Origin of the sequence: Litorihabitans aurantiacus, assembly GCF_030161595.1 — a bacterium.
GTDB lineage: Bacteria > Actinomycetota > Actinomycetes > Actinomycetales > Beutenbergiaceae > Litorihabitans > Litorihabitans aurantiacus.
This window is the reverse complement of sequence record NZ_BSUM01000001.1, coordinates 3,484,102-3,508,140: the sequence shown is the minus strand read 5'-3', so window position 1 is coordinate 3,508,140 and position 24,039 is coordinate 3,484,102. Positions and strand designations below refer to the sequence as shown.

General features: G+C 74.1%; 15 protein-coding genes. 7 read left to right on the top strand and 8 right to left on the bottom strand.

Features of this window, described 5'->3' with window-relative positions; translation table 11 throughout:
- The first annotated feature begins 428 nt into the window (after positions 1–428).
- Entirely contained in the window at positions 429–1,370 is a 942-nt protein-coding gene (locus QQK22_RS16620; RefSeq protein ID WP_284252228.1) for a diacylglycerol/lipid kinase family protein, read from the top strand.
- Positions 1,371–1,374: 4 nt separating this feature from the next.
- Here the strand turns inward: QQK22_RS16620 and pheA are convergent, their stop codons facing one another.
- On the bottom strand, positions 1,375–2,346 hold the full coding sequence (gene pheA, locus QQK22_RS16615) for a prephenate dehydratase (protein ID WP_284252226.1): 972 nt from the start codon (positions 2,344–2,346) through the stop codon (positions 1,375–1,377).
- A gap of 77 nt (positions 2,347–2,423) precedes the next feature.
- Here pheA and QQK22_RS16610 point away from each other — a divergent pair, with 77 nt between their 5' ends.
- A complete protein-coding gene (locus QQK22_RS16610) occupies positions 2,424–2,702 on the top strand; it encodes a hypothetical protein (RefSeq protein WP_284252225.1) in 279 nt (92 codons plus the stop codon).
- Positions 2,699–5,134 (top strand): hypothetical protein, encoded by a 2,436-nt coding sequence (locus QQK22_RS16605; RefSeq protein WP_284252224.1) that lies wholly within the window; start codon positions 2,699–2,701, stop codon positions 5,132–5,134. The genes QQK22_RS16610 and QQK22_RS16605 overlap by 4 nt, the downstream gene beginning before the upstream one ends.
- On the opposite strand, the gene QQK22_RS16600 is transcribed toward QQK22_RS16605, so the two are convergent.
- Both QQK22_RS16600 and QQK22_RS16595 read right to left on the bottom strand, forming a co-directional pair.
- Complete coding sequence (locus QQK22_RS16600) at positions 5,113–5,766, bottom strand: glycosyltransferase family 2 protein (RefSeq protein WP_284252813.1); 654 nt, start codon at positions 5,764–5,766, stop codon at positions 5,113–5,115. The genes QQK22_RS16605 and QQK22_RS16600 overlap by 22 nt on opposite strands.
- Positions 5,767–5,955: 189 nt before the next feature.
- Positions 5,956–6,894: a DUF5926 family protein gene (locus tag QQK22_RS16595; protein ID WP_284252207.1), complete on the bottom strand. Its 939-nt coding sequence runs from the start codon at positions 6,892–6,894 to the stop codon at positions 5,956–5,958.
- Positions 6,895–7,304: 410 nt separating this feature from the next.
- Here QQK22_RS16595 and pgm point away from each other — a divergent pair, with 410 nt between their 5' ends.
- From pgm to trxA, 4 genes are all read left to right on the top strand, one after another.
- A complete protein-coding gene (pgm, locus tag QQK22_RS16590; RefSeq protein ID WP_284252205.1) occupies positions 7,305–8,984 on the top strand; it encodes a phosphoglucomutase (alpha-D-glucose-1,6-bisphosphate-dependent) in 1,680 nt (559 codons plus the stop codon).
- An 84-nt stretch (positions 8,985–9,068) separates the two neighbouring features.
- The gene (locus QQK22_RS19000) at positions 9,069–9,719 is read left to right on the top strand and encodes an MFS transporter (RefSeq protein WP_348525619.1); all 651 of its coding nucleotides are present in this window, start codon (positions 9,069–9,071) and stop codon (positions 9,717–9,719) included.
- The gene (locus QQK22_RS18995; RefSeq protein ID WP_348525618.1) at positions 9,716–10,318 is read left to right on the top strand and encodes an MFS transporter; all 603 of its coding nucleotides are present in this window, start codon (positions 9,716–9,718) and stop codon (positions 10,316–10,318) included. Before QQK22_RS19000 ends, QQK22_RS18995 begins: the two co-directional genes overlap by 4 nt.
- Positions 10,315–10,704 (top strand): thioredoxin, encoded by a 390-nt coding sequence (gene trxA / locus QQK22_RS16580; protein ID WP_284252196.1) that lies wholly within the window; start codon positions 10,315–10,317, stop codon positions 10,702–10,704. The genes QQK22_RS18995 and trxA overlap by 4 nt, the downstream gene beginning before the upstream one ends.
- Positions 10,705–10,794: 90 nt before the next feature.
- Here the strand turns inward: trxA and QQK22_RS16575 are convergent, their stop codons facing one another.
- From QQK22_RS16575 to QQK22_RS16555, 5 genes are all read right to left on the bottom strand, one after another.
- Positions 10,795–13,827 carry an S-layer homology domain-containing protein gene (locus QQK22_RS16575; RefSeq protein ID WP_284252195.1) on the bottom strand — a complete coding sequence of 1,011 codons (3,033 nt, stop codon included), beginning with the start codon at positions 13,825–13,827 and terminating at the stop codon, positions 10,795–10,797.
- A 681-nt stretch (positions 13,828–14,508) separates the two neighbouring features.
- Entirely contained in the window at positions 14,509–15,030 is a 522-nt protein-coding gene (locus QQK22_RS16570) for an S-layer homology domain-containing protein (RefSeq protein ID WP_284252194.1), read from the bottom strand.
- A complete protein-coding gene (locus tag QQK22_RS16565; RefSeq protein ID WP_284252189.1) occupies positions 15,003–16,553 on the bottom strand; it encodes a hypothetical protein in 1,551 nt (516 codons plus the stop codon). Before QQK22_RS16565 ends, QQK22_RS16570 begins: the two co-directional genes overlap by 28 nt.
- Positions 16,541–17,614 (bottom strand): alpha/beta hydrolase, encoded by a 1,074-nt coding sequence (locus QQK22_RS16560; RefSeq protein ID WP_284252188.1) that lies wholly within the window; start codon positions 17,612–17,614, stop codon positions 16,541–16,543. The genes QQK22_RS16565 and QQK22_RS16560 overlap by 13 nt, the downstream gene beginning before the upstream one ends.
- Positions 17,615–17,993: 379 nt before the next feature.
- On the bottom strand, positions 17,994–23,825 hold the full coding sequence (locus QQK22_RS16555) for a GH92 family glycosyl hydrolase (RefSeq protein ID WP_284252187.1): 5,832 nt from the start codon (positions 23,823–23,825) through the stop codon (positions 17,994–17,996).
- Between the last annotated feature and the right edge of the window lie 214 nt (positions 23,826–24,039).

Sequence of the window (24,039 nt, the reverse complement as noted above, 5' to 3'; positions counted from 1 at the left end):
TTGTGGGTCCGGTCGACGGTGGGCGGCGCCCGCGTCCGCGGCAGACACCGGCGGGACCTCGCGACGGCGCCGGCCAGGCCGGGCGCCGTCGCGCACGACACATCCGCGACACGGCCGCTGCGCAGGGTGCGCGACTAACGTGAGGCGGGTGACAGCCACCACCGCGCTCGTGATCGCGATCATCGCGCTCTCGATCGCGGGCGTCGCGCTGATCATCGCCGTCCTGGGCTACCGCGAGCTGCGCGCGTCCCGCACCACCCCGGCGCTGCGCGCCCCCGTTCGATCGCGCCGATCCCCTCGGCCGACGACGCCCCGGCCCCGCCGGAGGGCCCCCCGCGTTCGTCATCAATCCCGTAAAGGTCGCCGACGTCGACGCCCTCGAGCGCTACGCACGCCTCACCGCCCAGGAGCTCGGGCTGCCGGAGCCGATGATCTACCGCACCACCGTCGAGGACACCGGTCTCGGCCAGGCGCGCTCGGCCGTCGAGGCGGGCGCGAGCGTCGTCGTCGTCGCAGGAGGTGACGGAACGGTCCGCGCCGTCGCCGAGGCCCTCGCCGGCACCCACGTGCCGATGGCGCTCGTCCCGGCCGGCACGGGCAACCTCCTCGCGCGCAACCTCGACATCCCGGTCGACAACCTGCAGCAGCAGGTGCGCACCGCCCTCTCGGGGCGCGACATGGCGATGGACCTCGGATGGCTCACCACCGTCCCGCCCGCGCCCGAGTCGGCCGAGACGGCCGAGCAGACCGAGCATCCCGACGTCGCCACCACCGACGGCGCGGCCACCGACCTCGACGACCTCCCCACCACCGACCTCACCGGCACTCCCGCCCCGCACCGCGAGCACGTCTTCCTCGTGATGGCGGGCCTCGGCTTCGACGCCGCGATGGTCGCCGGCGCGGACGACCAGCTCAAGCGCCGCGTCGGCTGGGTCGCCTACTTCCTGGTCGGCGTCCGCCACCTGCACGCGCGCCGCACCCGCCTGCGCCTGCGCCTGGGCACCGGCGGCTGGCAGCACGAGCGCGTGCGCACACTCCTGTTCGCCAACTGCGGGCGCCTGCCCGCCGGGATCGTCCTGCTCCCGGACGCCGAGATCGACGACGGCTACCTCGACGTCGCCGCCATCGACACCCGCGGCGGCCTCATCGGCTGGGCCTCGCTGCTCGGCCGCGTGATGATGCAGGGCCTCGGCTGGCGCTCCGCCAACGCCTACAACCCCAGCCGCATCGAGTTCTGGCGCGCGCGGCAGATCGCCGTCGAGCTCGACGAGCCGCACGCCGTCCAGGTCGACGGCGACCTCGTGGGCGACGCAGTCGCGCTGAAGGTGCGCGTGCAGCCCGACGGGCTGCGGGTCCGCGTCCGGCGCTGACGGCTCAGGTCAGCCCGCGCCGCAGCCCCGCCACCCACTCCTGCGCGGACGTGAAGGCGTCGTCCGACGTGCCGGGTGCGACCGCCGTCGCGACGCCGTCGGCCCGCGGGTAGGACCCGAGGAACAGCACGAACGGGCACACGCGGTGCAGCCCCGTCAGCGCCGCGGCGAGGCGCTCGTCCGCGAGGTGCCCCTCGGCGTCGATCGAGAACGCGTACCGGCCGAGCGCGTCACCGATCGGGCGCGACTCGATCCGCGACAGGTTGACGCCGCGCGCCGCGAACTGCTCGAGCATCGTCAGCAGCGACCCGGCGTCGTTGTGCGGCAGGTGGACCAGGAGCGTCGTCTTGTCGGCGCCTGTGCGGGGCGGGACGGTGCCGGGCCGCGCGACCACGACGAACCGCGTCACCGCGCCGACGTTGTCCTCCACGCCGCGCGCGAGCACGTCGAGCCCGTGCGCCGCGGCGGAGTGCGCTGCCACGAGGGCGGCCTCGAACCCGAGCTCGTCGGCGTCGCCGGACGCGGCGTGCTCGGCCAGGAGCGCGGCCCCGGCCGCCGTCGACGTCGCCGGGACGTGGACGACGCCGGGCGCGAGCCGCGCGAGCGTGCCGCGGCACTGCGCCCACGCGTGCGGGTGGGTCGCGACGTGCCGCACGTCCTCCAGCCGCGTCCCCGGCGCCGCGACGAGCGCGAACGAGATCTCCACGAGCGCCTCGCCGACCACCACGAGCGGGTCGCCGGAGGTCAGCGCGTCGAGCGTCGCCGAGACGCCGCCCTCGACCGAGTTCTCGATCGGCACGACGGCGCGCTCCGCGTCCCCGCGGCGCACGGCGTCGAGCGCGGTCACGACGTCGGGCATCGGCACGTGCTGCGCCGCGGGCGCGACCTGCACCAGCGCGGCCTCGGTGAACGTCCCGACCGGTCCGAGGAACGCGTAGCGCTGCGTGCCCGACTCCTGCTGCACGGCGTTCTCCACGACATCTCCTCGGCCTCGTGACACGGTGGCCCGGGATGCCGGGCCCTGCGACAGTAGCGCTCACCTACGCTGGATCGGTGCCCCTGCTCAGCCCCCAGACAGCCGTGCCCGCGCCCACCCGGACGCCGCGACGCGCGTCGTTCCGCGGACCGCAGGCGCGCACGACGGCGGTGCGCTCCGCCGTCGCCCTGATGCTCGCGACGGTCCTCGGAGCGGGGTTCGCGCTGCTCGCGCCGGCCGCCGCGCTCGCCGCGCCGGCGACGGCGGACGGTGCGACGGCGACCCCGGCTCCGCCCGTCAGCCCCCGGAGGACGCCGCGCCGCTCGCGGACGGCCCTCTCGTCGTCGTCGGCGTGACGGGCCTGCGCTGGAACGACGTCGAGCCGGACACCACCCCGGCCCTGTGGGGCTTCGCGCAGGACGCGAGCATCGGCAACCTCGTGGTGCGCTCGGTCCGCTCCAGCACGTGCCCGGTCGACGGCTGGCTCTCGCTCAGCTCCGGCGCGCGCGCCGCCGACCAGGTGCTCGAGGACCGCACGACCGACGCCTCCGGCCTGCTGTGCCGGCCCCTGCTCGAGGCGTCCGAACCGGCGCAGGTGCCCGGCTGGGCGGACTACGTCGAGGCGGCGTCGGCGTCGTCGTTCGGGACGAGGCTCGGCCTGTGGGGCGAGGAGCTGCGGCTCGCGGGCGCCGGCGCGACGGCGATCGGGCCGGGCGCCGCCCTCGCGCTCGCGCTCCCCGACGGCTCGCTCGACACCGGCACGACGACGGTGCTCCCCCGGCCCGCGGACCCGGCCGACCTCGCCGCCGCGGTGGGCGACGCCGTCGGCACGCGGGACGTCGTCGTGGTCGACGCCGGCGAGATCCGCGACTGGAACACGCGCGTCCCCGATCCGAGCGAGTCCGAGGCCGCCGCCGAGGCGGCGCAGGCGGCCGCCGAGACGCAGGCGGCCGAGGCCGGCGAGGCGGACGGCGCCGCTGCCGCGGCCGCGGCCCAGGAGGAGCCTGCCGCCGTCGAGCCGCCGGACCCCGCGCTGTACCGGGCGCAACAGGTCGCCCAGATCGAGGCCAACGTGGCCGCGGTGCTCGACGGCGTCGCCTCCGCCACCACCCCCTCGGGTGAGCCGACCGTCGTCATCGCCTCGATCGCCGACGCCGGACGCGCCCCCTCGATGCAGGTGCTCGCCGCGTCCGGCCCGGCCTTCACGCCGCAGGGCGAGGCGTTCGGGCCCGGCACGCTGACGACGTCGTCGACCCGCCAGCTCGGCTACGTGCAGAGCACCGACCTGCTGCCCGGGTTCCTCGACCGCTCCGGCATCACGACGCCCGCCTCCCCCGGCGCGCAGGCCGCGCTGGTCGGCTCGCCGCCGCGCACGGTCCCGGGTGCGGCGAGCGCCGAGGCCGCCGATGAGCGCATCGCGTCCCTGGTCGACGACGAGCGGCACGCCCAGGCGATGCGCCCGATCGTCGCGCCGTTCTACCTCCTCGTGGTAGTGCTCAACGTCGCGCTGTACGCCGGGGTGGCCCTCGGCCTGACGCGCCCCGCCGCGACCCGGACGGGCGCCGCCGTCGCGCGCTGGCTCAAGCTCGAGGGCAAGGGGGTGCCGCTGTCGCAGGTGCGGCCGCACGTGCTGCGGGCGCTGCGCGTCGTCGCCGTCGCCATGGCCTCGATCCCCGTCTCGACCTACCTCGCGAACCTCGTGCCGTGGTGGCGCGCGGGATCGCCGTCGCTCGGGCTCGCGGGCGCGACGCTCGCGATCGTGGCGCTCGTGACCGTGGTCGCGCTGGCGAAGCCGTGGCGGCACCAGATCCTCACGCCGCTCGGCATCGTGGCGGGGCTGACCGCCGCCGTCCTGCTCGGCGACATCGCGACCGGTGCGACGCTGCAGCTGTCCGCCGTGATGGGCGTGCCCGTCCTCGTGGCCGGGCGGTTCTACGGCTTCAACAACACCGCGTTCGCACTGTTCGCGACGGCGTGCGTGCTGCTCGCCGTCGCCATCACCAACCCGCTGGTCAAGCGCGGGAGGCGGTGGCTGTCGGCCGGGATCATCGCGGTCATCGGCATCGTGGCCGCGTACGTCGACGGCGCCCCCTCCATCGGCGCCGACTTCGGCGGCCCGCCCGCGATCGTTCCGGCGTTCGCGCTGCTCGCGCTGATGGCGGCCGGCATCCGGATCACGTGGCTGCGCGTGGTGGGAGTGCTGGGCGGAGCCGTCGTCGCGACGCTCGCGTTCGCCGCGATCGACTACCTGCGCCCGCCGAGCGAGCGCTCCCACCTCGGCCGGTTCATCGAGACGCTGCTCGACGGCGGCGCCTGGGAGGTCGTGCTGCGCAAGCTCGAGGCGAACCTGCGGATCCTCGCGAACAACCGGCCGCTGACGATCCTGGCGATCACCGGGGTGGCGCTCGTGGTGTTCGTGCTGGCCAGGCCCCTGAAGACGGCGATCACCTCGCCCGGTGGCGGCCGGTTCTCGTGGCTCAGCTCGGGGGCGCCGATCTCGCAGATGGGCACCGTGGCGCCGATGCTGCGGCCGGGCCTCGTGGCGCTCGCGGTGGTGCTGGGCATCGGGTTCGCGGTGAACGACTCGGGCATCGCGATCCCGGCCTACGGCGTCGCGGTGGCGGTGCCGCTGCTGCTCGCGGCGTGCGCGAGCTGGATGCTGTCGCTGCCGCCGGGGGCAGCGCGGAGGTGGAGCCGGAGCCGTTGGCGGCCGGGGCGGAAGCGTCGGGGCCGGCGGAGGCGGAGGCCGAGGCGGAGCCGCGCTAGCTACGCGCGCTCGCCCGGGTAGCGCCGCACGCGGCGGACCGCGATCGCGTACGCGATGTCGCGGTACTGCGCGGCCCGGTGCAGGTAGCCGCGCAGGTCGGAGCCGGAGGGCCGGTGCCGCAGGTCGCACGGGACCTCCACGACGCCGAAGCCCTGCTCGAGCAGGTCGAGCGTCATCCCGGTCTCCACGCCCCAGCCGCGGGCGAGCGGCGCCGCGGACTCGAACGCCTCGCGCGTGATGCAGCGCTGACCGGACAGCGGCGCCTTCGGCGTCCAGCCGGAGACGCCCTGGATCGCCTTGCGCGCCAGGCCGAGCACGATGCCGTGCCCGCCGGCACCCGCCTGGGGCGGCAGGACCGCGATTGCGAGGTCGGCCTTGCCCGCCAGCACGGGCGGCACGAGCGGCGCCGTGTTCACGGCGGTGTCGCCGAGGTCGGCGTCGATGAACAGCAGCAGGCGGGCCGGCTGGTCGGCCGCGTCGCGCATCGCGGCGACGGCGGCGCCCGTCTCCATCGCCGACGCCTTGCCCCGGTTGTGGGAGTGGCGCACGACGACGGCGCCGGCCGCCCGCGCGATGTGCTGGGTGTCGTCCTCGCTGCCGTCGTCCACGACGAGGACGAGGTCGACGTTCGGGATGGAGCGCGCCGAGCGGATGGTCGCGGCGATGCGCTGCGACTCGTCCTTGGCCGGGATGATCGCCGCGACCCGCTGGCTGCGGGGGCCGGTGCGCCGCCGTCGGGCGCCGTGCGGGCGCTGACGCCCCGGGCCCGGACGACGCGGAGCGGATCGCGGTTCGAACCGGTGTCTGCGTCCACGCCTCTTACCCTACCCAGCGCTCGATCTTTACCGGAGGTTGACCTGGCGGGAGACGAGGCCCGCGCGGGCCCGTCGCTGGTCGGAGCTGAGGGGATCGGTGGTGTCGAGCGCGTCGCGCAGACGGCCACCGAGGGCGGCGACGGCGTCGGGCAGCTCGTCCGCCTCGGTACCGCGAGCCAGCTCCCACACCGGGACGAGGACGCCGCCGGTGCGGAAGGCGCCGATGAGGCGCGCGCCGTCGTCGAGCGCCGCGGTGCGGGCGGCCTGGAGGCGGGCGAGCGCGTCGAGCGTCTCCTCCTCCGAGCCGGGCACGGACCAGCGCAGGAACTCCTTGCCGTTCATGCGGCACCAGTAGGCGGCGCCGAGGCCCTCGGGGACGGCGACGGCGGCGGTCGGCACGATCATCTCGTTGGCGCTCTCGAGCGCCTCGGCCACCTCCTTGTCGGCCTTCTCCTCGTCGCTGACCCAGTAGTCGAACGTGTCGTGGACGCTGACCTCGAACGGCTGGGAGAGGTCGAGCACGTCCTGCAGGCGCGGGCCGGCCTCGGGCAGGTCGATGGAGCCGAGGCCGCCGCCGGGCTCGAGGTCGAGCGCCTGGAGGAGGGCGTCGGCGACGTCGCGGCTCGCGTCGCCGCTCGTGCCGACGGTCTGCAGCGCCACGAGGACGACGCCGTCCTGCCGCCGCATCGCCGGGAGGAGATCCGGCAGCAGGCTGACGATGGTGACGTCGCGGGAGCCGTGCTCCGCCGTCGTGCGCACCTGCGCGGTGGCCGCGGGGACGACCTCGCGCATCGCGATCCAGTCGTGCTCGCCGGGGAGGCCCTCGAAGGGGCGTGCCACGAACGGGACCGCCTGGCGCTTGGGCTTCGGCGGCTGCGGCGGGGTGCTGGCCGGCTTCGCGCCGGGACGCGTGGAGTCGGCGGGGCGAGCACCCGGGCGGTCGGTGCGGCGGTTCTTCTTGGCCATGGGCCACGAGCCTAGTTGCTGGCGGCCGCGCCGCCCGCCGGGCGCTGCCGCGCGCCAGGCGGCGCCCGCCCACGCGAGCCGCCCCCACCTGCGCCGCGGGACCCTCACGCCGAGTTCGGGGCTCGGTGCCCAGTTCGCGGCGCACACCCCCGACGTCGGCGTGGAACCGCGAACTCGGCAGGTGCGCCTCACCACTGCCGCCCGCGCGCCCGTCCGGGCTCCGCGAGATGCGACATCCGTGCCGAGAACGCTGCGCTGGGGACGCAGCTCGGCATCGATGTCGCGTCTCGCCGGGCGGGTACGGCCCACGTGCTTTCCGCTGGGCGGCGGGGGGCGGGGCGGGCACGCCGCCCACCCGGCCGCCCGCGCGGCATCCTGTCCAGCGCACCCCCACCTGGCAGGATCGGGGCATGCACCCCCGCGCCGGCCAGCTGGCTCTCCCCGAGGACCTCATCGACGTCGAGCAGCTGATCGGGGCTTACCACGATCTCGTCCCGGACTCGGGCGACCCGGCGCAGCACGTCGTGTTCGGCACCTCCGGGCACCGGGGCACCAGCCTGAACGGCTCGTTCACCGAGACCCACGTCGCCGCGATCGCCGCCGCCGTCGTGGAGTACCGCCGCGCCCAGGGCATCGACGGGCCGATCTACGTCGGCCGCGACACGCACGCGCTGTCCGAGCCGGCGCAGCGCACGGTCGTGGAGGTGCTGGTCGCCGCGGGCGCCCAGGTCCGCGTCGACGCGCGCGACTCCTCGACCCCGACGCCCGCAGTCTCGCACTCGATCCTGCTGCACAACGGCGCCGCGACCGCCGACGGCGTGCGCACCCAGGGCCCCGGCCGCGCGGACGGCATCGTCATCACGCCGTCGCACAACCCGCCCACCGACGGCGGTATCAAGTACAACGCCACCGACGGCGGCCCCGCCGGCGGCGACGTCACCGGCTGGATCGCACGCCGCGCCAACGAGCTCGTGCGCGCCGGCCTCGCCTCGATCGAGCGCGTCCCCTACGAGCGCGCGATCACCAACGAGCTGGTCGTGAAGCACGACTACATGAGCACGTACGTCGACGACCTCGACTCCGTCATCGACCTCGAGGCCATCCGCGCCGCGGGCGTCCGCATCGCCGCCGACACCCTGGGCGGCGCCGCCGTCGACTACTGGGCAGAGATCGGCGAGCGCTACGGCCTCGACCTCACGGTCATCCACCCCGAGACCGACCCGCAGTTCTCCTTCATGACGCTGGACTGGGACGGCAAGATCCGCATGGACTGCTCCTCCCCGCACGCGATGGCGTCGCTGCGCGAGCTGATGTCCCCCACCGGCCCCAACAGCGGGAAGTACGACATCGCCACGGGCAACGACGGCGACGCCGACCGCCACGGCATCGTCACGCCCGACGGCGGCCTGATGAACCCCAACCACTTCCTCGCCGTCGCGATCGACCACCTCTTCCGCACGCGGACCGACTGGCCGGGGCGCGCCGGCGTCGGCAAGACGCTCGTGTCCTCCTCGCTCATCGACAAGGTCGCCGCCGACCTCGGCCGCCCGCTGATCGAGACGCCCGTCGGCTTCAAGTACTTCGCCGAGGGCCTGCTGGACTCCTCGATGGGCTTCGGCGGCGAGGAGAGCGCCGGCGCCTCGTTCCTGCGCCGCAACGGCACGGTCTGGACCACGGACAAGGACGGGTTCATCCTCGACCTGCTCGCCTCGGAAATCATCGCGACGACGGGTGAGTCGCCGTCCGCCGCCCACGCCGAGCTCGTCGAGAAGCACGGCGAGTCCTGGTACGCGCGCGTCGACGCCGTCGCCACGCGCGAGGAGAAGGCCAAGCTCAAGGACCTCTCGCCCGACGCCGTGACCGCCACGACGCTCGCCGGTCAGGAGATCACCGGTCGCCTCGTCACGGCGCCCGGCAACGGCGCCGCCATCGGCGGCCTCAAGGTCACGACGGCGGACGCCTGGTTCGCCGCGCGCCCCTCGGGCACCGAGGACGTCTACAAGATCTACGCCGAGTCGTTCGTCTCCGCCGACCACCTGACGCAGGTGCAGGACGCGGCGCGCGCCGTCGTCGCCGACGCGATCGGCTGACGCACCGACCGCCGCCGGACCGGTGGCGCACGCCACCGCAGAACCGCGCTAACCGACCACCCGGACGGTGCGAGAATCTGCGGTGTGGCGAACCCGTACAAGCAGATCCTGAGCAAGCCCGGCGCGTGGCAGTTCTCCGCGGCCGGGCTGCTCGCGCGCTTCCCCATTTCGATGGCGGGGATCGGGATCGTGCTGATGATCTCCGACGGGGCGCTGTACGGCTCCTACGGCCTGGCCGGCCAGGTCTCGGCCGCATACATCGTGGCGCAGGCGATCGCGGCGCCGCAGATCGCCAAGCTCATCGACGTCTACGGCCAGGCGCGCGTGATGCGCCCCGCGATCGCGGTGTCGATGACGTCGCTGGCGGCGCTCGCCGTCGTCGCCACGAACCTCGCCCCCACGGTGTGGCTGTTCCTGCTCGCCGCGATCGTCGGCGCGACCATGGGCAGCATCGGCTCGCTCGTGCGCACGCGGTGGGGCGCCGTCGTGTCGAACCCCGACGAGCTGCACACCGCCTACTCGCTGGAGTCGGTGCTGGACGAGGTGGTGTTCGTCGTCGGGCCGGTGCTCGCCACGATCCTCGCCACCACCGTGCACCCGACGGCGGGGATCGCCGTCGCGATCGTGGCCGCGGTGGTCGGGGGTTCGCGTTCCTCGCGCAGCGGAGCACCGAGCCGCCCGCGAACGGGCGCCGCGAGGGCGGTCACGGACCCTCGCTCCTGCGCCTGCGCGTGATCGCGGTGCTCATCGTGGTGTTCGTGTGCATGGGCGCGATCTTCGGCGCGACCGACGTCTCGACCGTCGCGTTCGCCGAGGAGGCCGGGAACAAGGGGCTGTCCGGCGTGATCCTCGCGTGCTTCGCGGGCGGGTCGCTCGTGGGCGGCCTCGTCTACGGGGCGCGGACGTGGCGCTCGGCGCTGTGGACGCGGTTCGCGGTCGGGACGGTCGCGCTCGCCGTCGGCGTCTCCCTGTTCTTCCTGGCGGGCACGCTGCTCGCGCTGGCGGCCGTGATGGCCGTGGTCGGGCTCGCGATCGCGCCGACGCTCATCGCGGGCAACGCCCTCGTGCAGGCGGTCGTGCCGCACCAGCGCCTCACCGAGGGGCTGACGTGGATCAGCACGGCGCTGGGGGTCGGGGTGGCGGGCGGTTCGGCGATCGCCGGGCCGATCATCGACGCGCACGGGTCGCACTCGGGGTTCCTCGTGACGATCGGGGCGGGGGTGGTCGCCGTCGTCGTCACGGTCATGGCGACGCTCGCACGCGGAATGAAGCGGCCGGGTGCGGCGTTGACCGAGGCGGACACCATCCCCGAGAACCACCAGGAGTTGCGATGAGCACCATCGACCTCACGGCCGCCACCTTCGGCGAGACGATCACGAGCAACGGGACGGTCATCGTCGACTTCTGGGCCGAGTGGTGCGGCCCGTGCAAGCAGTTCGCGCCGACCTACTCCGCCGCGTCCGAGAAGCACTCCGACGTCGTGTTCGGCAAGGTCGACACCGACGCCGAGCAGGAGCTCGCCGGCCAGGCCGGCATCTCCTCGATCCCGACGCTGATGGTCTTCCGCGACCAGATCCTCGTGCACCGCTCCGCGGGCGCGCTGCCCCCGGCCCAGCTCGAGGAGCTGCTGACCAAGGTCGGCGAGCTCGACATGGACAAGGTGCGCTCCGACATCGCGACGCAGGAGGCAGCCGAGAAGGCCGCCGCCGTCGAGGGCTGAGCGCCCCGCCGTCGCCCGCGGCGGCACGCACGACACGACGGCCGGACCCCCAGCGGGGTCCGGCCGTCGTGCTGCGTCACCTGGCGGCTGTCAGCCGAGCTGGCTGTAGCGGTACAGGAACGCCGCCATCGCGTCGCGCTTGACCGAGACGAGCGGCCCGAACGTGACCGACCCGTCCGGCTGCTCGTACCCGGTCGAGATCCCCGACTGCGCCAGCCACGAGATCTCCGTGAAGAACTGGTCGGTCGGCGCGACGTCGGTGAACATCGTCCCGGCCGAGGCGTCGACCTCCGGCTCCTTCGCGAACCGGTACAGGAACGCGGCCATGGCGTCGCGGTTGATCGAGGCCAGGGGGCGGAACTCGAGCCCGGCCGGCGTCTCCCAGCCCTTCGAGATGCCCTGCTCGTACAGCCAGGAGATCTCGCGGTAGAACTGGTTGGTGGTCGGGACGTCGATGAACGGCGACGTCTCCAGCCCCACGTAGTCCGCGGGCGCCCCGGAGTAGCGGAAGAGGAACGCGGCCATCGCGTCCCGCGCGACGGGGGTGAGCGGGCGGAACTCCTTGCCCGACGGCGTGTCCCACCCGGTGGTGATCCCCGTCGCCAGCAGCCAGCTGATCTCCTCGACGAACTGGTTGGTGCTCGCCACGTCCGTGAAGACGACGTCGGCGCGCGGGGCGCACGGGTCGGTCTGCGGGCCCGGGTCCGGCGCCATCTGGCCCACGGTCCCGTCGGCGAGCACGACGGCGTCGTCCTCGCGCACGGTCAGCAGGCCGAACGCGTCGGCCGTCACGGCGTTCGTGACGGTCGCCGCGGTGACGGCGATCGACGTCGTCGGCACGGCGGACGGGCGGCGGTCGCCCTCGAGCGGCACCGCGAACGCGAGGCAGGTCTGCCCGGGCTCGAACGTCACCGAGGAGGCGAGGCGCTGCGCGCCGACCGTGCCGGAGCCGCCGATCGCCTCGACGTAGGTGGTGACCGGGACGGAGCTGGGCTCCGACAGCGTCAGGCCGACGAGCGCCTCGCCCGGGCCGGCGCCCTCGTTCACGTACGCGTCGCCCACCGTGAGGCTGGGCAGCGCGAGCGTGCCCGCGGTGCCGACGTCCGGCGTCGAGAAGGCGACGTCGGAGACGTAGGCGGCTCCGGCGTCGCCGACCCCGCCGAGGCGGATCTGGCGCACGTCGGTCAGGTCGACGCCGGCGGCGGCGATCTCGGCGACCGGGTAGGACACCGTGCGCAGGTAGGTCTTGCGCAGCGGCGTCGCGGTGCCGGGCAGCGGCGTGAGCGCGGGGCTCACCTGCGACACCGTGAAGGACGCGGTGCGGCCGGCGCCGTCGAGGACCGTGACGGTCATGTCCTGCGCGCCGCTGGTCAGCTGGCCGGGGGCGGTGCGGAACGAGAGGTTCTCGAAGCCGGAGACGTCGCGCTGGCCCGACGGCATCGCGATGCGCACGCCGCCGTCCGCGGCGGTCCACCGCAGGTCGAGCATCTGACCGGCCGGGGCCGACGGCGCGAACCGCATCGGCGTCCAGTGCGGCGCCTGCGAGCTCGTGACGTTCGCCTGCTGGGCGCACGCGGGGATCTGCTGCGGGAACGGGCGACCGTCGAGCGAGGCGCAGTAGGTCGCCGTCGCGGCACCCTGGACCGTGACCCGGGAGGACGCGGTCATGAGCGGGGCGACGTCGAGCTGGCTCGCGCCGGCCTGCGCCGCGACGGTGTGGACCTCGGCGTCACCGACCACGGCCGGGACGGCACCGGAACCGTCGAACATCGGCAGGAACTCGTCCTGAGCCCCCATCGTGAGGAGGAACCACGCCGAGACGTAGGCGTCACCGAGGTTGTACTGCTCGGCGGGGGTCAGGCGCGGCTCGGCGTTCTGACCACAGACCGGGTTGACCTGCTGCCGGTCCTGCGCGGCCCAGTCGTCGGAGACGGCGTAGGGGTAGAGGCCCGGCGTCCAGTTGGTGTTGAAGAAGTTGTGGTTCGCGCCCATGACCAGGCCGGTGGCGCGCAGCACGCCGTCGTCGAACGCCTGACGCGAGTCCTCGTAGAAGTGCTGGCCCTGGAGGTTCACGACGTCGCCGTCGCAGTAGGGCAGGAGGGTGTAGGTGGGCACGTCGGGGAGGCTGAGGCGGCCGAAGTCGACCGGCGCGAGCGGCAGCACCGACTCGATGCCGAACGGCTGCGGCAGCGCCTCGTTCATGAGCGCGGCGCGCACGACGCCGTCACCGCCGCGCGAGTGACCCATGAGTCCCACGTGGTCGAGGTCGAGGCGGCCCTGCAGCTCGCGCGACAGGCCCTCGGCCTGCCCGGCGTTCGCCTGCGCCAGCAGCTCGAGGTGGCTCAGGACGAGGCCACCGCGGGCGGTCGCGCCGTAGTCGGGGGCGAGCTGGTTGTCGTGCGAGTTCACGGCGTTCGCGGAGATCGAGACGACGACGTAGCCGTTGCTCGCGAGCGTCTCGGCCGGGGCGTCGTAGCCGAGGTAGCTGGGGATGTCGACGAGGCCCTCGGCGCACGGGTAGCGGCCCGGGTTCGGGATCGGGGTCGACGGCGTGGGGTTGGCGCACGAGGTGTGGCGGCCGTGCAGGAACACGACGACGGGGCGCTCGCCCGCGGCCTGCTGCGGGTAGTAGACCGCCGCACGGACCTCGCCCTTCTGACCACCGATGTCCTGCAGGTCCACGGCCTGGTCGCCGAGGTCGTAGTCGGCGCGCGCGACGGTGAACTCGCCGGGCGCCGTCGGGTCGGCGTCGAGGACCGCCTGGGCCGCCGCGGCGGTCGTGGTGGCGCCGTCGGTGGGGTCGGTGGGGTCGGTGGCGGCGTCGGGGCCCGTGGGGCCGGACGTGCGAGCCTGCCCGCCGGCCTGGTGCTGCGCGGAGGACGTGTCGGCCAGCGGCTGCCCGGACCAGCCGGCGTCGACGGCGGACGCGTCGAGCACCGACGGGTCGGCGGTCACGACGGAGAGGCTGAGGCCGTCCTCGGACTCGACGGCGCTGCCGACCTCCTCGCCGTCCACGAAGACGGCGGGGGCGGCGCTGCGGACCTCGAGCGGTGCGTCGAGCTCCACCGTCACCTCGTAGAGGCCGCTGCTCTGCTCGATCTGCCAACCGTCTCCGGTGACCACGAGGGGGTGTCCGCGGCAGGATCGGCCTGCGCGGCGACCGGCGTGACCACGAGGGCGGCGGCCGCGAGAGCGGCACCCCACCCCAGCGATCGACGGCGTGCCTGGGTGTGTCTCATGCGGGTGGGGCTCCTTCGGGTGGGCGGCGACGAGGCCGCGGGCGAGCCGCGCGCGGCGGGCTCGCGCGTGGTGGCGCGGGCGGGTCGTGGCGGTGCGTCCACTCTTTCCCGGTAATGCGCACCCCTGGTTTCCCCTGTGGAACGTCCATGTTTCGTTCGCGGCGGAACGGGTTGGCGGCGGACTGGCGTGACGGCGGACGGCCGGGCCGGGCGTTCGGGCCGGGCGTTCGGGCGGTCCGCCCGGTCCTTCGGGCGGTCTGCCCGGTCCTTCGGGCGGTCTGAGCACTACTGATGGCGCAACTCCCGCGCATCACCGCAGGTCAGAGCAGGGCTCCGCCACGCGGGCACGATCTCAAACCGCCCGACGGATTCGCCAGACCGCCCGACGGGTTCGTCAGACCGCCCGACGAGTTCGTCGCACCGCCCGACGAGTTTGTCGCACCGCCCAACGGACCGGCCGGACCGGCCGACGGTTTCGACGCACCGCCCGGTGCGTGAGCCCGACCGCCCGAGCACGGCCGCCAGGCGTGCCGCGAGCGGCCGGCCTCGGGGCAGCGGCCCCGGGTCAGGGGATGCGGGTCAGCCGCTCGAGGAAGGTCGCCATCGCATCGCGGTTCACCGGCTGCAGCGGTCGGTACTCGAACCGCCCCGGCTCGACCTCCCAGCCCTGCGAGACACCCGCCGCGGCGAGCCACCGCATCGCGTCGCCGTGCAGCTGGCCCGGGGCCACGTCGGTGAACGGCGACCCACCCGACGGCGGGGGCGGGCTCCCGGCGAACCGGTGCAGGAACGCGGCCATCGCGTCGCGGTTGACCGGTTCGAGCGGGCGGAACTCCACACCACCCGCCACCGTCCAGCCCGTGCTGATCCCCTGGGCCCGCAGCCACGTGATCTCGCGGTAGTACATGTTGTCGGTCCGCACGTCGAGGAACGGCGACGTCGCCGGCGGGGTGAACGCCGGCGACCCCGCGAACCGGTAGAGGAACGCGGCCATCGCATCGCGATTCACGGGGCTGGTCGGCCGGTACTCGACCCCCGCCGGCGTGCTCCACCCCGTCGTCACCCCGGTCGCCCCGAACCACGCCATCGCCTCGTGGTGCAGCATCCCGACCGGGACGTCGACGAACAGGTCCGCCGACGTCCGCCCGCACGGGTCGGTGCGCGGCTCGGTCTCGCGCGGCAGCGCGGGCCCCCGGGCGAGCCCGTCACGCCGTCGTCCTCCGTCACGAGCAGCTGCACCGACGTCCTCGTCCCGACCGCCCCGGTCACCGCCGCGGCCGTCGCCACCACCCCGCGTTCGGGCAGCGACGACGGCGAGCGGTCCCCCACCAGCGCCACCGGAACCGTGAGGCACGTCTGCCCCGGGGCGAACGTCAGCTGCCGGACGGCGAGCTGCGGGCCGCTACCGCCGGCCCGCACGGTCTCGACCGACGCCGTCACGGCCGTCGCCGCCGGGCCGGACAGCCGGACGGGCAGCAGCGTCAGTCCCGGTCCGGCGCCCTCCCGCACCACGGTCCGCTCCATCGACAGCGTCGGCAGCGGTGCGCCGCTCTGCGCCCCGACCGCCGAGCGCGAGACCGCCAGGTCGGACAGCACGACCGCCCCGCTCGACCCCACCCCGCGCAGCTCGATCGAGACGACGTCGCCCCAGTTCACGCCCGCGAGCTGCGCGAGCGGCACCCGGACCCCGCGCAGCAGCGTCTTGTTCAGCGGCCAACCCTGGCCGGGCAGCGGCGCGAGCGCCCCGCTCACCTCGTCGAGCCGCACCGTGGCGGCGCCGCCCGCGCCGTCGCGCACCGTCAGTGTCATCGCCTGCACGGTCGTCGCGCCCGGTGCCGGCGTCGCGTGCAGCGTGAGCGCGCCGTCGACCGCGAACGCCGAGAGGTCGCGCTGACCCGCGGGGAGGGCGACGGCGACCCCCGCCCCCGCACTGCTCCAGCGCAGGTCGAGCGCGGCGCCGGCGGGCGCGGCCGGGGCGTTCAGTGCCGGCGTCCAGTGCGGCACCTGCCTCTCGTCGACCTGCCCGGCACCGGACCCGAGCGAGGCGCACGCCGGTAGCGCCTGCGGCACCGGGCGCCCGTCGGCCGACGCGCACACGCGCGCGCTCGCCCCAGGGGTGGCGGTCACCGACGACGAGTCCGCGGTGAGGCGCGCGACGTCGCGGCGGGAGCCGGCGGGCGCCGTCGCCGTCGTGACGATCTCAGCGCCCGTCGCGGCGACGAGCGCGTCGGGGACCGCCCCGGTGCCGTCGAACATCGGGAGCATCGCGCTCTCCCCCGAGAGCGTGAGGCCGAACCACGCGGCGGCGTAGGTGTCGAGGACCCGGCGCTGCTCGACCGCGGTCAGGCGGTCGCTCGCGGCGCCGGGGTCGCACGTCGGGCCGCGCGACCCACCCATCTCGACCTGCCGCAACCAGTCGTCGCTCGTCCACCCCGCGTTGAAGAAGTTGTGGTTCGCGCCCATGACGAGGGCCGTGGAACGCAGGACGTCGTCGTCGAACGCGTACCGCGAGTCATCGTGCAGCTGAGCCCCGGGGAGGGAGGCGAGGTCGCCGTCGCAGTAGGGCAGGACCGTGAACGTGGGGACGTCCGGCAGCGTCAGACGCCCCATGTCGCTCGGCGCCAGGAGGAGGGCCGAGTCGATCGGGCGCCCCCGCCCGGCGTTGTCTGCGCGAGCTGGACCGCGCGGACCGCACCCTCGCCGCCGCGGGAGTGGCCCATCAGACCGACGCGCGCCAGGTCGAGCCGACCCTCGAGCACTCCGGGCAGCCCCGCGGACGCGTCGCCGCGGTTGGCCCGGTCGAGCAGGTCGAGGTGCGACAGGATCAGCCCGCCGCGGGCACTCGCTCCCCGGTCGGCGGTGCGCACGTCGTCGTAGACGCTGATCGCGTTGGCACTGATCGAGACCGTCACGTAGCCCTGCGACGCGAGCAGGGTGCCGAGCTGACCGAATCCGGTGTGATTGGCCACCTCGCGCTCGCCCGTGCGGCACGGGTAGACGAGGGGTCGCGGGATCGCACCACCGGCGGTGAGGCAGGAGTCCCCGCGTCCGTGCACCATGACGACGACGGGGCTCGGCCCCGCGACATCGGACGGGTAGGTCACGGTCGCGACCATCTCGCCGCGCGTGACCGGAAGCATGTCGCGCAGCTCGACGGCGGAGCGGCCGAGGTCGTAGGAGGTCCGCCCCACGGTGTGGGGACCCGGTGCGCCCGGGTCGGTCGCGAACGCGGGCGAGGGCGGCGTCGCGGCGCCCGGGTCCACGACCGCCGCGGGCGTGATCGTCGACGGCGAGCGCGCCTCCCCGGACCAGCCCGCCTCGACCTCGTCGGCCGCGAGCACGTCCGGGTCGTTCGTGGTGGCCACGAGGCTGCGCCCGTCCTCCGACAGTCGCGCGGTCCCGACCTCGACGCCGTCGACGACGATCGCGGGCGCGGCCGCGCGCATCTCGAGCGGCTCGTCCAGCTCGACGGTGATCTCGTAGGCACCGCCGACGTCGTCGACGCGCCAGCCCTCCCCCGCCGCCTCGGGTGCGGCACCGGCCGGGACGGCGGTCAGCGCGACGGTCGCCCCGAGCACCGCGGCCACCGCACCGGCGAGCGCGGATCGCCGGCGTGCGCGACGGCGGGGCCCGGCGGGCCGGCGGGCGGGAGCGGGCGACGGGGTTCTCACGAGAGTCCTCTCGAGGGCGATCCGGCCGCCACCGCGGCGTGACGTCCGGCGTTGCGACCACCGTACCCGCGCCGTCGACCCCCACCCTGTGCCGTGCGACCGCACGCTCGAACGCAACGCGCTGCAGGGCCACCGAGTTCGGTGCTGCGCGCCGACTTCGGCCGCCACAGCCCCGAACTCGACGCGGAACCCCGAACTCGGCGGAAGGGCTGCGAAGGCGGGGCCGGGGCGGGGGCGTGGGCGGGGGCGTGGGCGGGGCCTGGCGCGGAACCCCGAACTCGGCGGGGGGCATCACATGGAGGCACCCACGCGGACGCGGACGGCGCCCGGTGGCCTGGGCCACCGGGCGCCGCCCGTCACTCCGCTCGATCGGTGCGAGCTACAGCAGGTCGAGCCGGTCGAAGCGGTACACGAACGCCGCCATCGCGTCGCGCGCGATCGGCATCAGCGGCTCGTACTGCGCGCTGCCGTCGTTCCCGACCCACCCCGTGGTCACGCCGTTCTCCGCGAGCCAGGTGATCTCGGCGTAGAACTGGTCGGTCGGCGCGACGTCCAGGAACGGCGAGACCGCGGGCACGTCGTGCTCCACCGGACCGGCCGTCTCGGCCAGGCGGTACAGGAACGCCGCCATCGCGTCACGGTTGATCGGCTCCAGGGGGCGGAACTGCGCGCTCCCGTCGGCCTGCACCCAGCCCGTGGAGATCTCCTGCTCGTGCAGCCAGGCGATCTCCCGGTAGAACTGGTTGTCGGTCGAGACGTCCGTGAACGGGGAGACGGTCGGCGCGTCGTAGTTCTCGACCTCCGCCAGGCGGAACAGGAACGCCGCCATCGCGTCACGGTTGATCTTCGCCAGCGGCCGGTAGGTCACCGTGCCATCGGCCTCCGGCCACCCCGTCGTGATCCCCGCCGAGAACGCCCACGCGATCTCCTCGAAGAACATGTTCTCGACCGGCACGTCCGCGAACGGCGACGACGTCGGCGGGGTGAACACGTGCTCCCAGACCGTCGTCGCGCCCTCGGGGAAGGTGAAGGCGGGCAGCGGCCGCGCCTCGACCCGCACCAGGTCGCGGCCCGGGTAGGTGCCCGCGGCCACGACCTCGCCGTCGACCACGTACTCCACGCCCGTCACCGACGGGATCGTGTACGTGTCGTCCTCGCGACCACGCTCGTCGGTGAACACCACCGGCAGCGGCGTCACCTCCTGCGACGGGCGCAGCACGGTCACGCGGTCGAGCGCGATCGAGCCGGCGTCCAGGCGCAGGCCCACGGTCGGCTGCCACTCCGCCAGCGTGTCCACACCGACCCACAGCCGTGCCAGCCCGGCGTTGATCTGGCTCCAGGTGCCGTCGCGCTCGATCCACGACGTCAGCTCGCCCTGGTCGAGCACCGTGGCGAACCGGTCGCCGTCGTTCCAGCGCACGGGCGCCGCACCCGGTCCCTCGGCGAGGCCGCGGCGCGTCCCACCGGAGAAGATCTCGAACCCGGACTGGGCACCCGGCGCGTGGAACCACGACTGGGCGCGGTTGCTCGCGTCCGCCGTCGGGCCGAGGAACAGCGTGTCCTCACCGCCCCCCGCACCGCGGAAGCGCTCGGGCTCCACGATCAGCGCGAAGGACTCGCCCGCCTCCAGCGGCAGCTGCAGGTTGCTCCACGTGCGACCCTCGCCGCTCGCGGTGAGCAGCCCGGCCCCGGTGTCGACGGCGAGCGTCCCCTCGGGCTCACCCGGGCCGGAGAACCGGTCGTACTCGGCGAGGCGGTCGGTGCTGAAGTCGTCGTCGAACACGACCTCGCCCCACGTGGCGTCGTCGAACACCTCGTTGAACGGCTGCGTGGCGTTCACCGGTCCGACCTCGGGCCCGGGGACCGCGACGCCCTTCTCGGTGACCCACTTCGCGCCGTCCTCGCGCTGCGTGATCGTGAACGAGTCCAGCTCGTCCCCGACCGCGACCGTCGCCGCCCCGCCCGGACGCACGTGCGTGACGACCGAGGAGTAGGTGAGCGTGTCGCCGTCGACCGTGATCTTCTGGAAGGTCGACGTGTCCTGGGCGCGCACCACCGCGGTGGCGTTGTTGCGGGTCCAGATGTTGTCCGAGGCGGACGGGAGCGTGTACTGCTTCGCCCCGGCGTTCGAGACGACGTAGACCGGACCGGCCGAGACGCCGTCGATCCCCGTGGCGGTGGAGCTGGAGAAGCCGCGGCCGTAGGTGTGGTCGTGGCCCTGCAGCACCAGGTCGACGTCGTTGGTCTCCAGCACCGGCAGGATGTGCTGGCGCCAGTTGGCCTCGTCGCGCAGCCCGTTGCCGGAGATGCCCGTGGAGTAGACCGGCTGGTGCGCCGTCACGACGCTCCAGTCGTGCGGGTTCTCCTGCAGCACGCGGTCGAGCCAGGTCGCCTGCATCGTCATCCACGCGGTGCGCGCGACGTTGCAGTCGTAGGCCGCGAGGCCCGCCGGCCGCGCGATCGGGCAGATGTCGTCCCGGTTCGCGTTGAGCGTCACGAAGCGGACGCCCTGGTAGTCGGAGAAGTAGACCGTGTCCTTGAGCACCCGCGCGAGGTGGGCGCCGTACGTGGGGGCGAAGCGACCCGCGTCGGAGGCCACCGGACCGTTCGCGTCGTGCTCGAACGTGTCGAGGTAGTGCTCCATGAACGGCTCGGGGCCGACCTCGTGGTTGCCGGGCGTCGGCACGGCGTTCGTGCTCCACGCCCGCTCACCGATCCCGCCGAGCCAGTCGTCCCACTCCTTCTCGACCGTGGAGGTGTTGGTCATGTCGCCCGCGTAGACCGACAACCGGGCGTCCGGTGCGGCCTCCCACGCGGCGTCGACCGAGTCGTGCCAGACGGTGTCGATGCCCTCCTGGGCGTCGCCGAAGTACAGGAACGTGAACGGGTCGGCCTGCGCCGACGCCGTCGTGAACTCCTGCCACCCGCTCCAGCGGTCGGCTGCGCCGACGCGGTAGGAGTAGGTGGTCGACGGCGTGAGCTCGGTCAGCTTGGCCGAGTGGCTCCGCGAGGGGTAGCCGTTCAGCGTGCGCTCGGGCTTCTCGACGGCGTCGACGGTGCGGACGGGAGCGCCGGTGTCGGTGAGGCCGCCCTCGCGGATCTCGACCCTGCCGTCGATCGGCAGCGGGCTCGTGCTGCGCCAGGTGACGTACTGCGACGTCGAGGGGTCCTCCGGCACCGTGAGGATCACGCGGTCCGGCGTGCCGGTGGGCGCGTCAGGGTCGGCGTACGGCGTGGTGGTCGTCGCGACGTCGAACACGTGCATCACGCCGCGGTCGGTGACGCGCGGCAGGTGGATCGCGACGAGGTCCTTGGACGCGTCCAGCGGGGCCGGGCGGGTGCCGAACACGCGGAACGTGCCACCGGCGGACGTGCCGTTGACGTTGTTGCGACCCGCGACCTCGAGAACGGTGGCGTTGCCGCCGCCGGGGTTCGCGCCCCAGTCGGTCAGCTCGAGGGCGATGTTCTGGCGCGAGCCGTCGGAGTACTCCGCCTGGGCCGTGCCCTTCGAAGGACCGTTGGTGGCCAGGCCGAGCACGGACACGGCCGCCGCCCCGGGGGCGTCGACCTCGATGCGCTGACCGTTGACGATCCAGTTGTCGGGCTGCCCGACCTCGGTGTCCGGCCACGTGAAGGTGATGCCGGTGTCACCCATCGGGAGCTGCGCCCCCGGCGTGGCGCCGCGCTGCGCGAGGGTCTCGCGCGACAGCGACCAGTCGCTGTAGTCCAGCGAGCCCATGTTGCCGCGGCCGTTCGGCGTGATGCCGACGTTGTTGCGCGCGTCCATCCCGTCGGTGAACGACGGCGGCACGTCACCCGCGCTCGTCCCCCACGTCCCCGGGGTGGCCGACATCGTGAAGTCGAGCACGCCGCCCTCGCGGGCGAAGTCCTCGTCCAACCACGAGGCGGTGTGGGCCTCGCCGTCGACCGTCAGGCCGGTGGTGTAGCGGACGCTCTCGCTCTGGCCGGGCGCGTTGATCTCGTACACGCGGTCGGAGTCCGCGCTGCGGATCGTGATCTGCGGGAAGTGCGGCGCGCTCACCAGCAGGTTCGCCGTGCCGTAGATGCCCGGGTAGACGCCGAGGTTGCTGAAGACGTACCAGGCGGACAGGCCGCCGAGGTCGTCGTTGCCCGGGATGCCGGCGGGCGTGGTGTCCCACAGGTCGGCGGCGCGGTGCAGCACGTCGGTCGTCTTGTGGGGCGCCTGCAGCCAGTGGTAGGACCACGGCATGTTGAGGCTCGGCTGGTTGCTGAGGTAGGCGCCGGTCTTCGTGTAGGCACCGGCGTCGAGCTCGACGGTGTGCTCGTCCAGCGCGCGCTCGGTCGCCTCGATGCCGCCGCGGCGCTCCACCAGGCTGCCCATGTTGTGCGGCACGAGCCAGCCGTACTGGTAGCCCGTGGCCTGGTTGAACTGGCCGCCGCCCGTGCCGTCGCGGCCGCGCAGGTCGAAGTTGCGGTCGAAGCCGCTGCGCTCGCGCGGGCGGATGTGCTGGGTCTGGTCGTCGAAGACGTTGAGCCAGCTCTGCGCCTTGACCATGTAGTCGGCGTTCGCGCCCTCGTCACCGAGGCGGTCGGCGAGCTGCGCGATGGCGAAGTCGGTGATCGAGTACTCCAGCACGCGCGCCGTGGCGAAGTTGCCGCGGCGGTTCTCCACGACGCCGGTGGCGAAGTAGTGCTGCGCGTCCGGGCGGGAGCTGGACGTGCCCGGCAGCGTCTGCGAGCTCACGAGCGAGGCGAGGCCCGCCTCGCGGTCCCAGTCGGTGCTGCCGAACGCGTCGATGGTCGAGACCGCCGTCGGCAGCGAGTCGGCCGCCATGCGCGTCTGCGCGTTGTTCTGCGCCCAGCCGTCGACCCAGCGGCCACCCTGCTGCGTGAGCCGCAGGATCGACTGGTTGATGTCGCTCGCGACCTCCGGGTAGAGCATCGCGATGAGCTGCGCCGAGGAGCGGTAGAAGTCCCAGCCGGCGTAGTTCGTGTAGAGCTGGCGACCCTCCTCGACCTGGTGGAGCTCGCCGTCGGCGCCGGTGTAGGTGCCGTCGACGTCGTTGAAGACGTTGGGGTGGTGCAGCGCGTGGTAGAGCGCGGTGTAGAGCTTGACGCGCTGCTCGTTCGTGCCACCACCGACCTCGATGCGGCCCAGGGCCTCGGTCCAGGTGTCGCGAGCCTGCGCGCGGACGGTGTCGAAGTCGGCGTCGCCGACCTCGGCGGCCGCGTTCGCCGCGGCGCCCTCGACGCTGACGTAGGAGATGCCGATCGTGGCGGTGACCTGGGCGCCGTCGGCGAAGGAGAGGTAGGCACCCGTGCCGTGCTTGGCCGAGGTGCCCGACGCCGCGTCCGCGCCCGGGGTGACTGCGCCGTCGCCCCACACGCCGTGGGCGTCGAAGGGCTGGTCGAAGGACGCGGAGAAGTACAGGGTGTACGGCGCGCTGCCGCACAGGCCGGCGGCGGTGACCGAGCCGGTGACGCTCGCGGCCTCGGCGTCGATCTCGACGTCGCTGGCGGTGATCGCGTTGTTGGAGCCGGCGACGTTCATCAGCAGCGTGGAGTCGCCGGCGTCGCCCTCGGGGAAGTCGAACCGGCTGACGGCCGTGCGCGTGGTCGCGGTCAGCTCGGTGGTCACGCCGTCGGCCGTCTCGACCGAGTAGTAGCCGGGCTGGGCGACCTCGTCGTCGTGGGAGAAGTCGAGGTAGTAGTCGCGGATCGTCTGCTCGGGGTTGCTCGGCAGCGCGCCGCCCGGGAGCTCACCGGTGAACGGGAGGATCGGGACGTCGAAGCCGGAGTAGTTGCCGGAGCAGCCCGTGCCGGACATGCGCGTAAGGCCGAAGCCGCGCAGCTGCGTGCCGGTCCACTCGTAGCCGCCCTTCTCGCCGTTGCCGCCCTCGCGGAACGTGGTGGGGCTGTTCTGCACGGCGCCGAACGGCACCGTGCCGCCGGGGAAGGTGTTGCCGTAGGCGTCGTTGCTCTTGTTCTCGGTGGTGTCGAGCTCGGTCCCGATGAAGGGGTCGACGGCGTCGAACGGCGCGAGGAGGTCGGCCGCGGGGGCGGCGCCGGCAGTGGGCGCGGGCAGCGCGACGAGGAGCGGGGTGGCGGCGGTCGCGGCGGCGAGGCCGAGGATGGCGCTGCGCCAGGTGGCGGTCCTGCGTGGTCGGGTGCCGGCCCTGTCGGGGCTCGACGGCCCCGTTCTCGAGCGCGGGCGGGGCGGTGTGGTCATGACGTCTCCTTCGACGGGATGGGCGCGTTCCCCCTGGATGACACCGCTGTCATCGCTGCGTCGAGGATAGCGGTCCCGAGCGTTCCGCGCGCGGCGAGCGGCAGGTGGTCGGGCGTCGGTGCGGCGCGGTGCGACCGACGGCACGGAGGTCGGGGCGGGCGAAGTCCCATCGAGGAGTTCCTCACGTCAGGTGTGGGCGGCGCGCCGGTCGGCA

What these genes read in the sequence shown, in the direction of transcription:
- QQK22_RS16620 (WP_284252228.1), top strand. Translation starts at nt 429, where the DNA reads ATGATCTACCGCACCACCGTCGAGGACACCGGTCTCGGCCAGGCGCGC.
- QQK22_RS16595 (WP_284252207.1), bottom strand. Translation starts at nt 6,894, where the DNA reads ATGGCCAAGAAGAACCGCCGCACCGACCGCCCGGGTGCTCGCCCCGCC.
- pgm (WP_284252205.1), top strand. Translation starts at nt 7,305, where the DNA reads ATGCACCCCCGCGCCGGCCAGCTGGCTCTCCCCGAGGACCTCATCGAC.
- trxA (WP_284252196.1), top strand. Translation starts at nt 10,315, where the DNA reads ATGAGCACCATCGACCTCACGGCCGCCACCTTCGGCGAGACGATCACG.
- QQK22_RS16570 (WP_284252194.1), bottom strand. Translation starts at nt 15,030, where the DNA reads ATGGCGTGGTTCGGGGCGACCGGGGTGACGACGGGGTGGAGCACGCCG.
- QQK22_RS16565 (WP_284252189.1), bottom strand. Translation starts at nt 16,553, where the DNA reads ATGGGGCGTCTGACGCTGCCGGACGTCCCCACGTTCACGGTCCTGCCC.
- QQK22_RS16555 (WP_284252187.1), bottom strand. Translation starts at nt 23,825, where the DNA reads ATGACCACACCGCCCCGCCCGCGCTCGAGAACGGGGCCGTCGAGCCCC.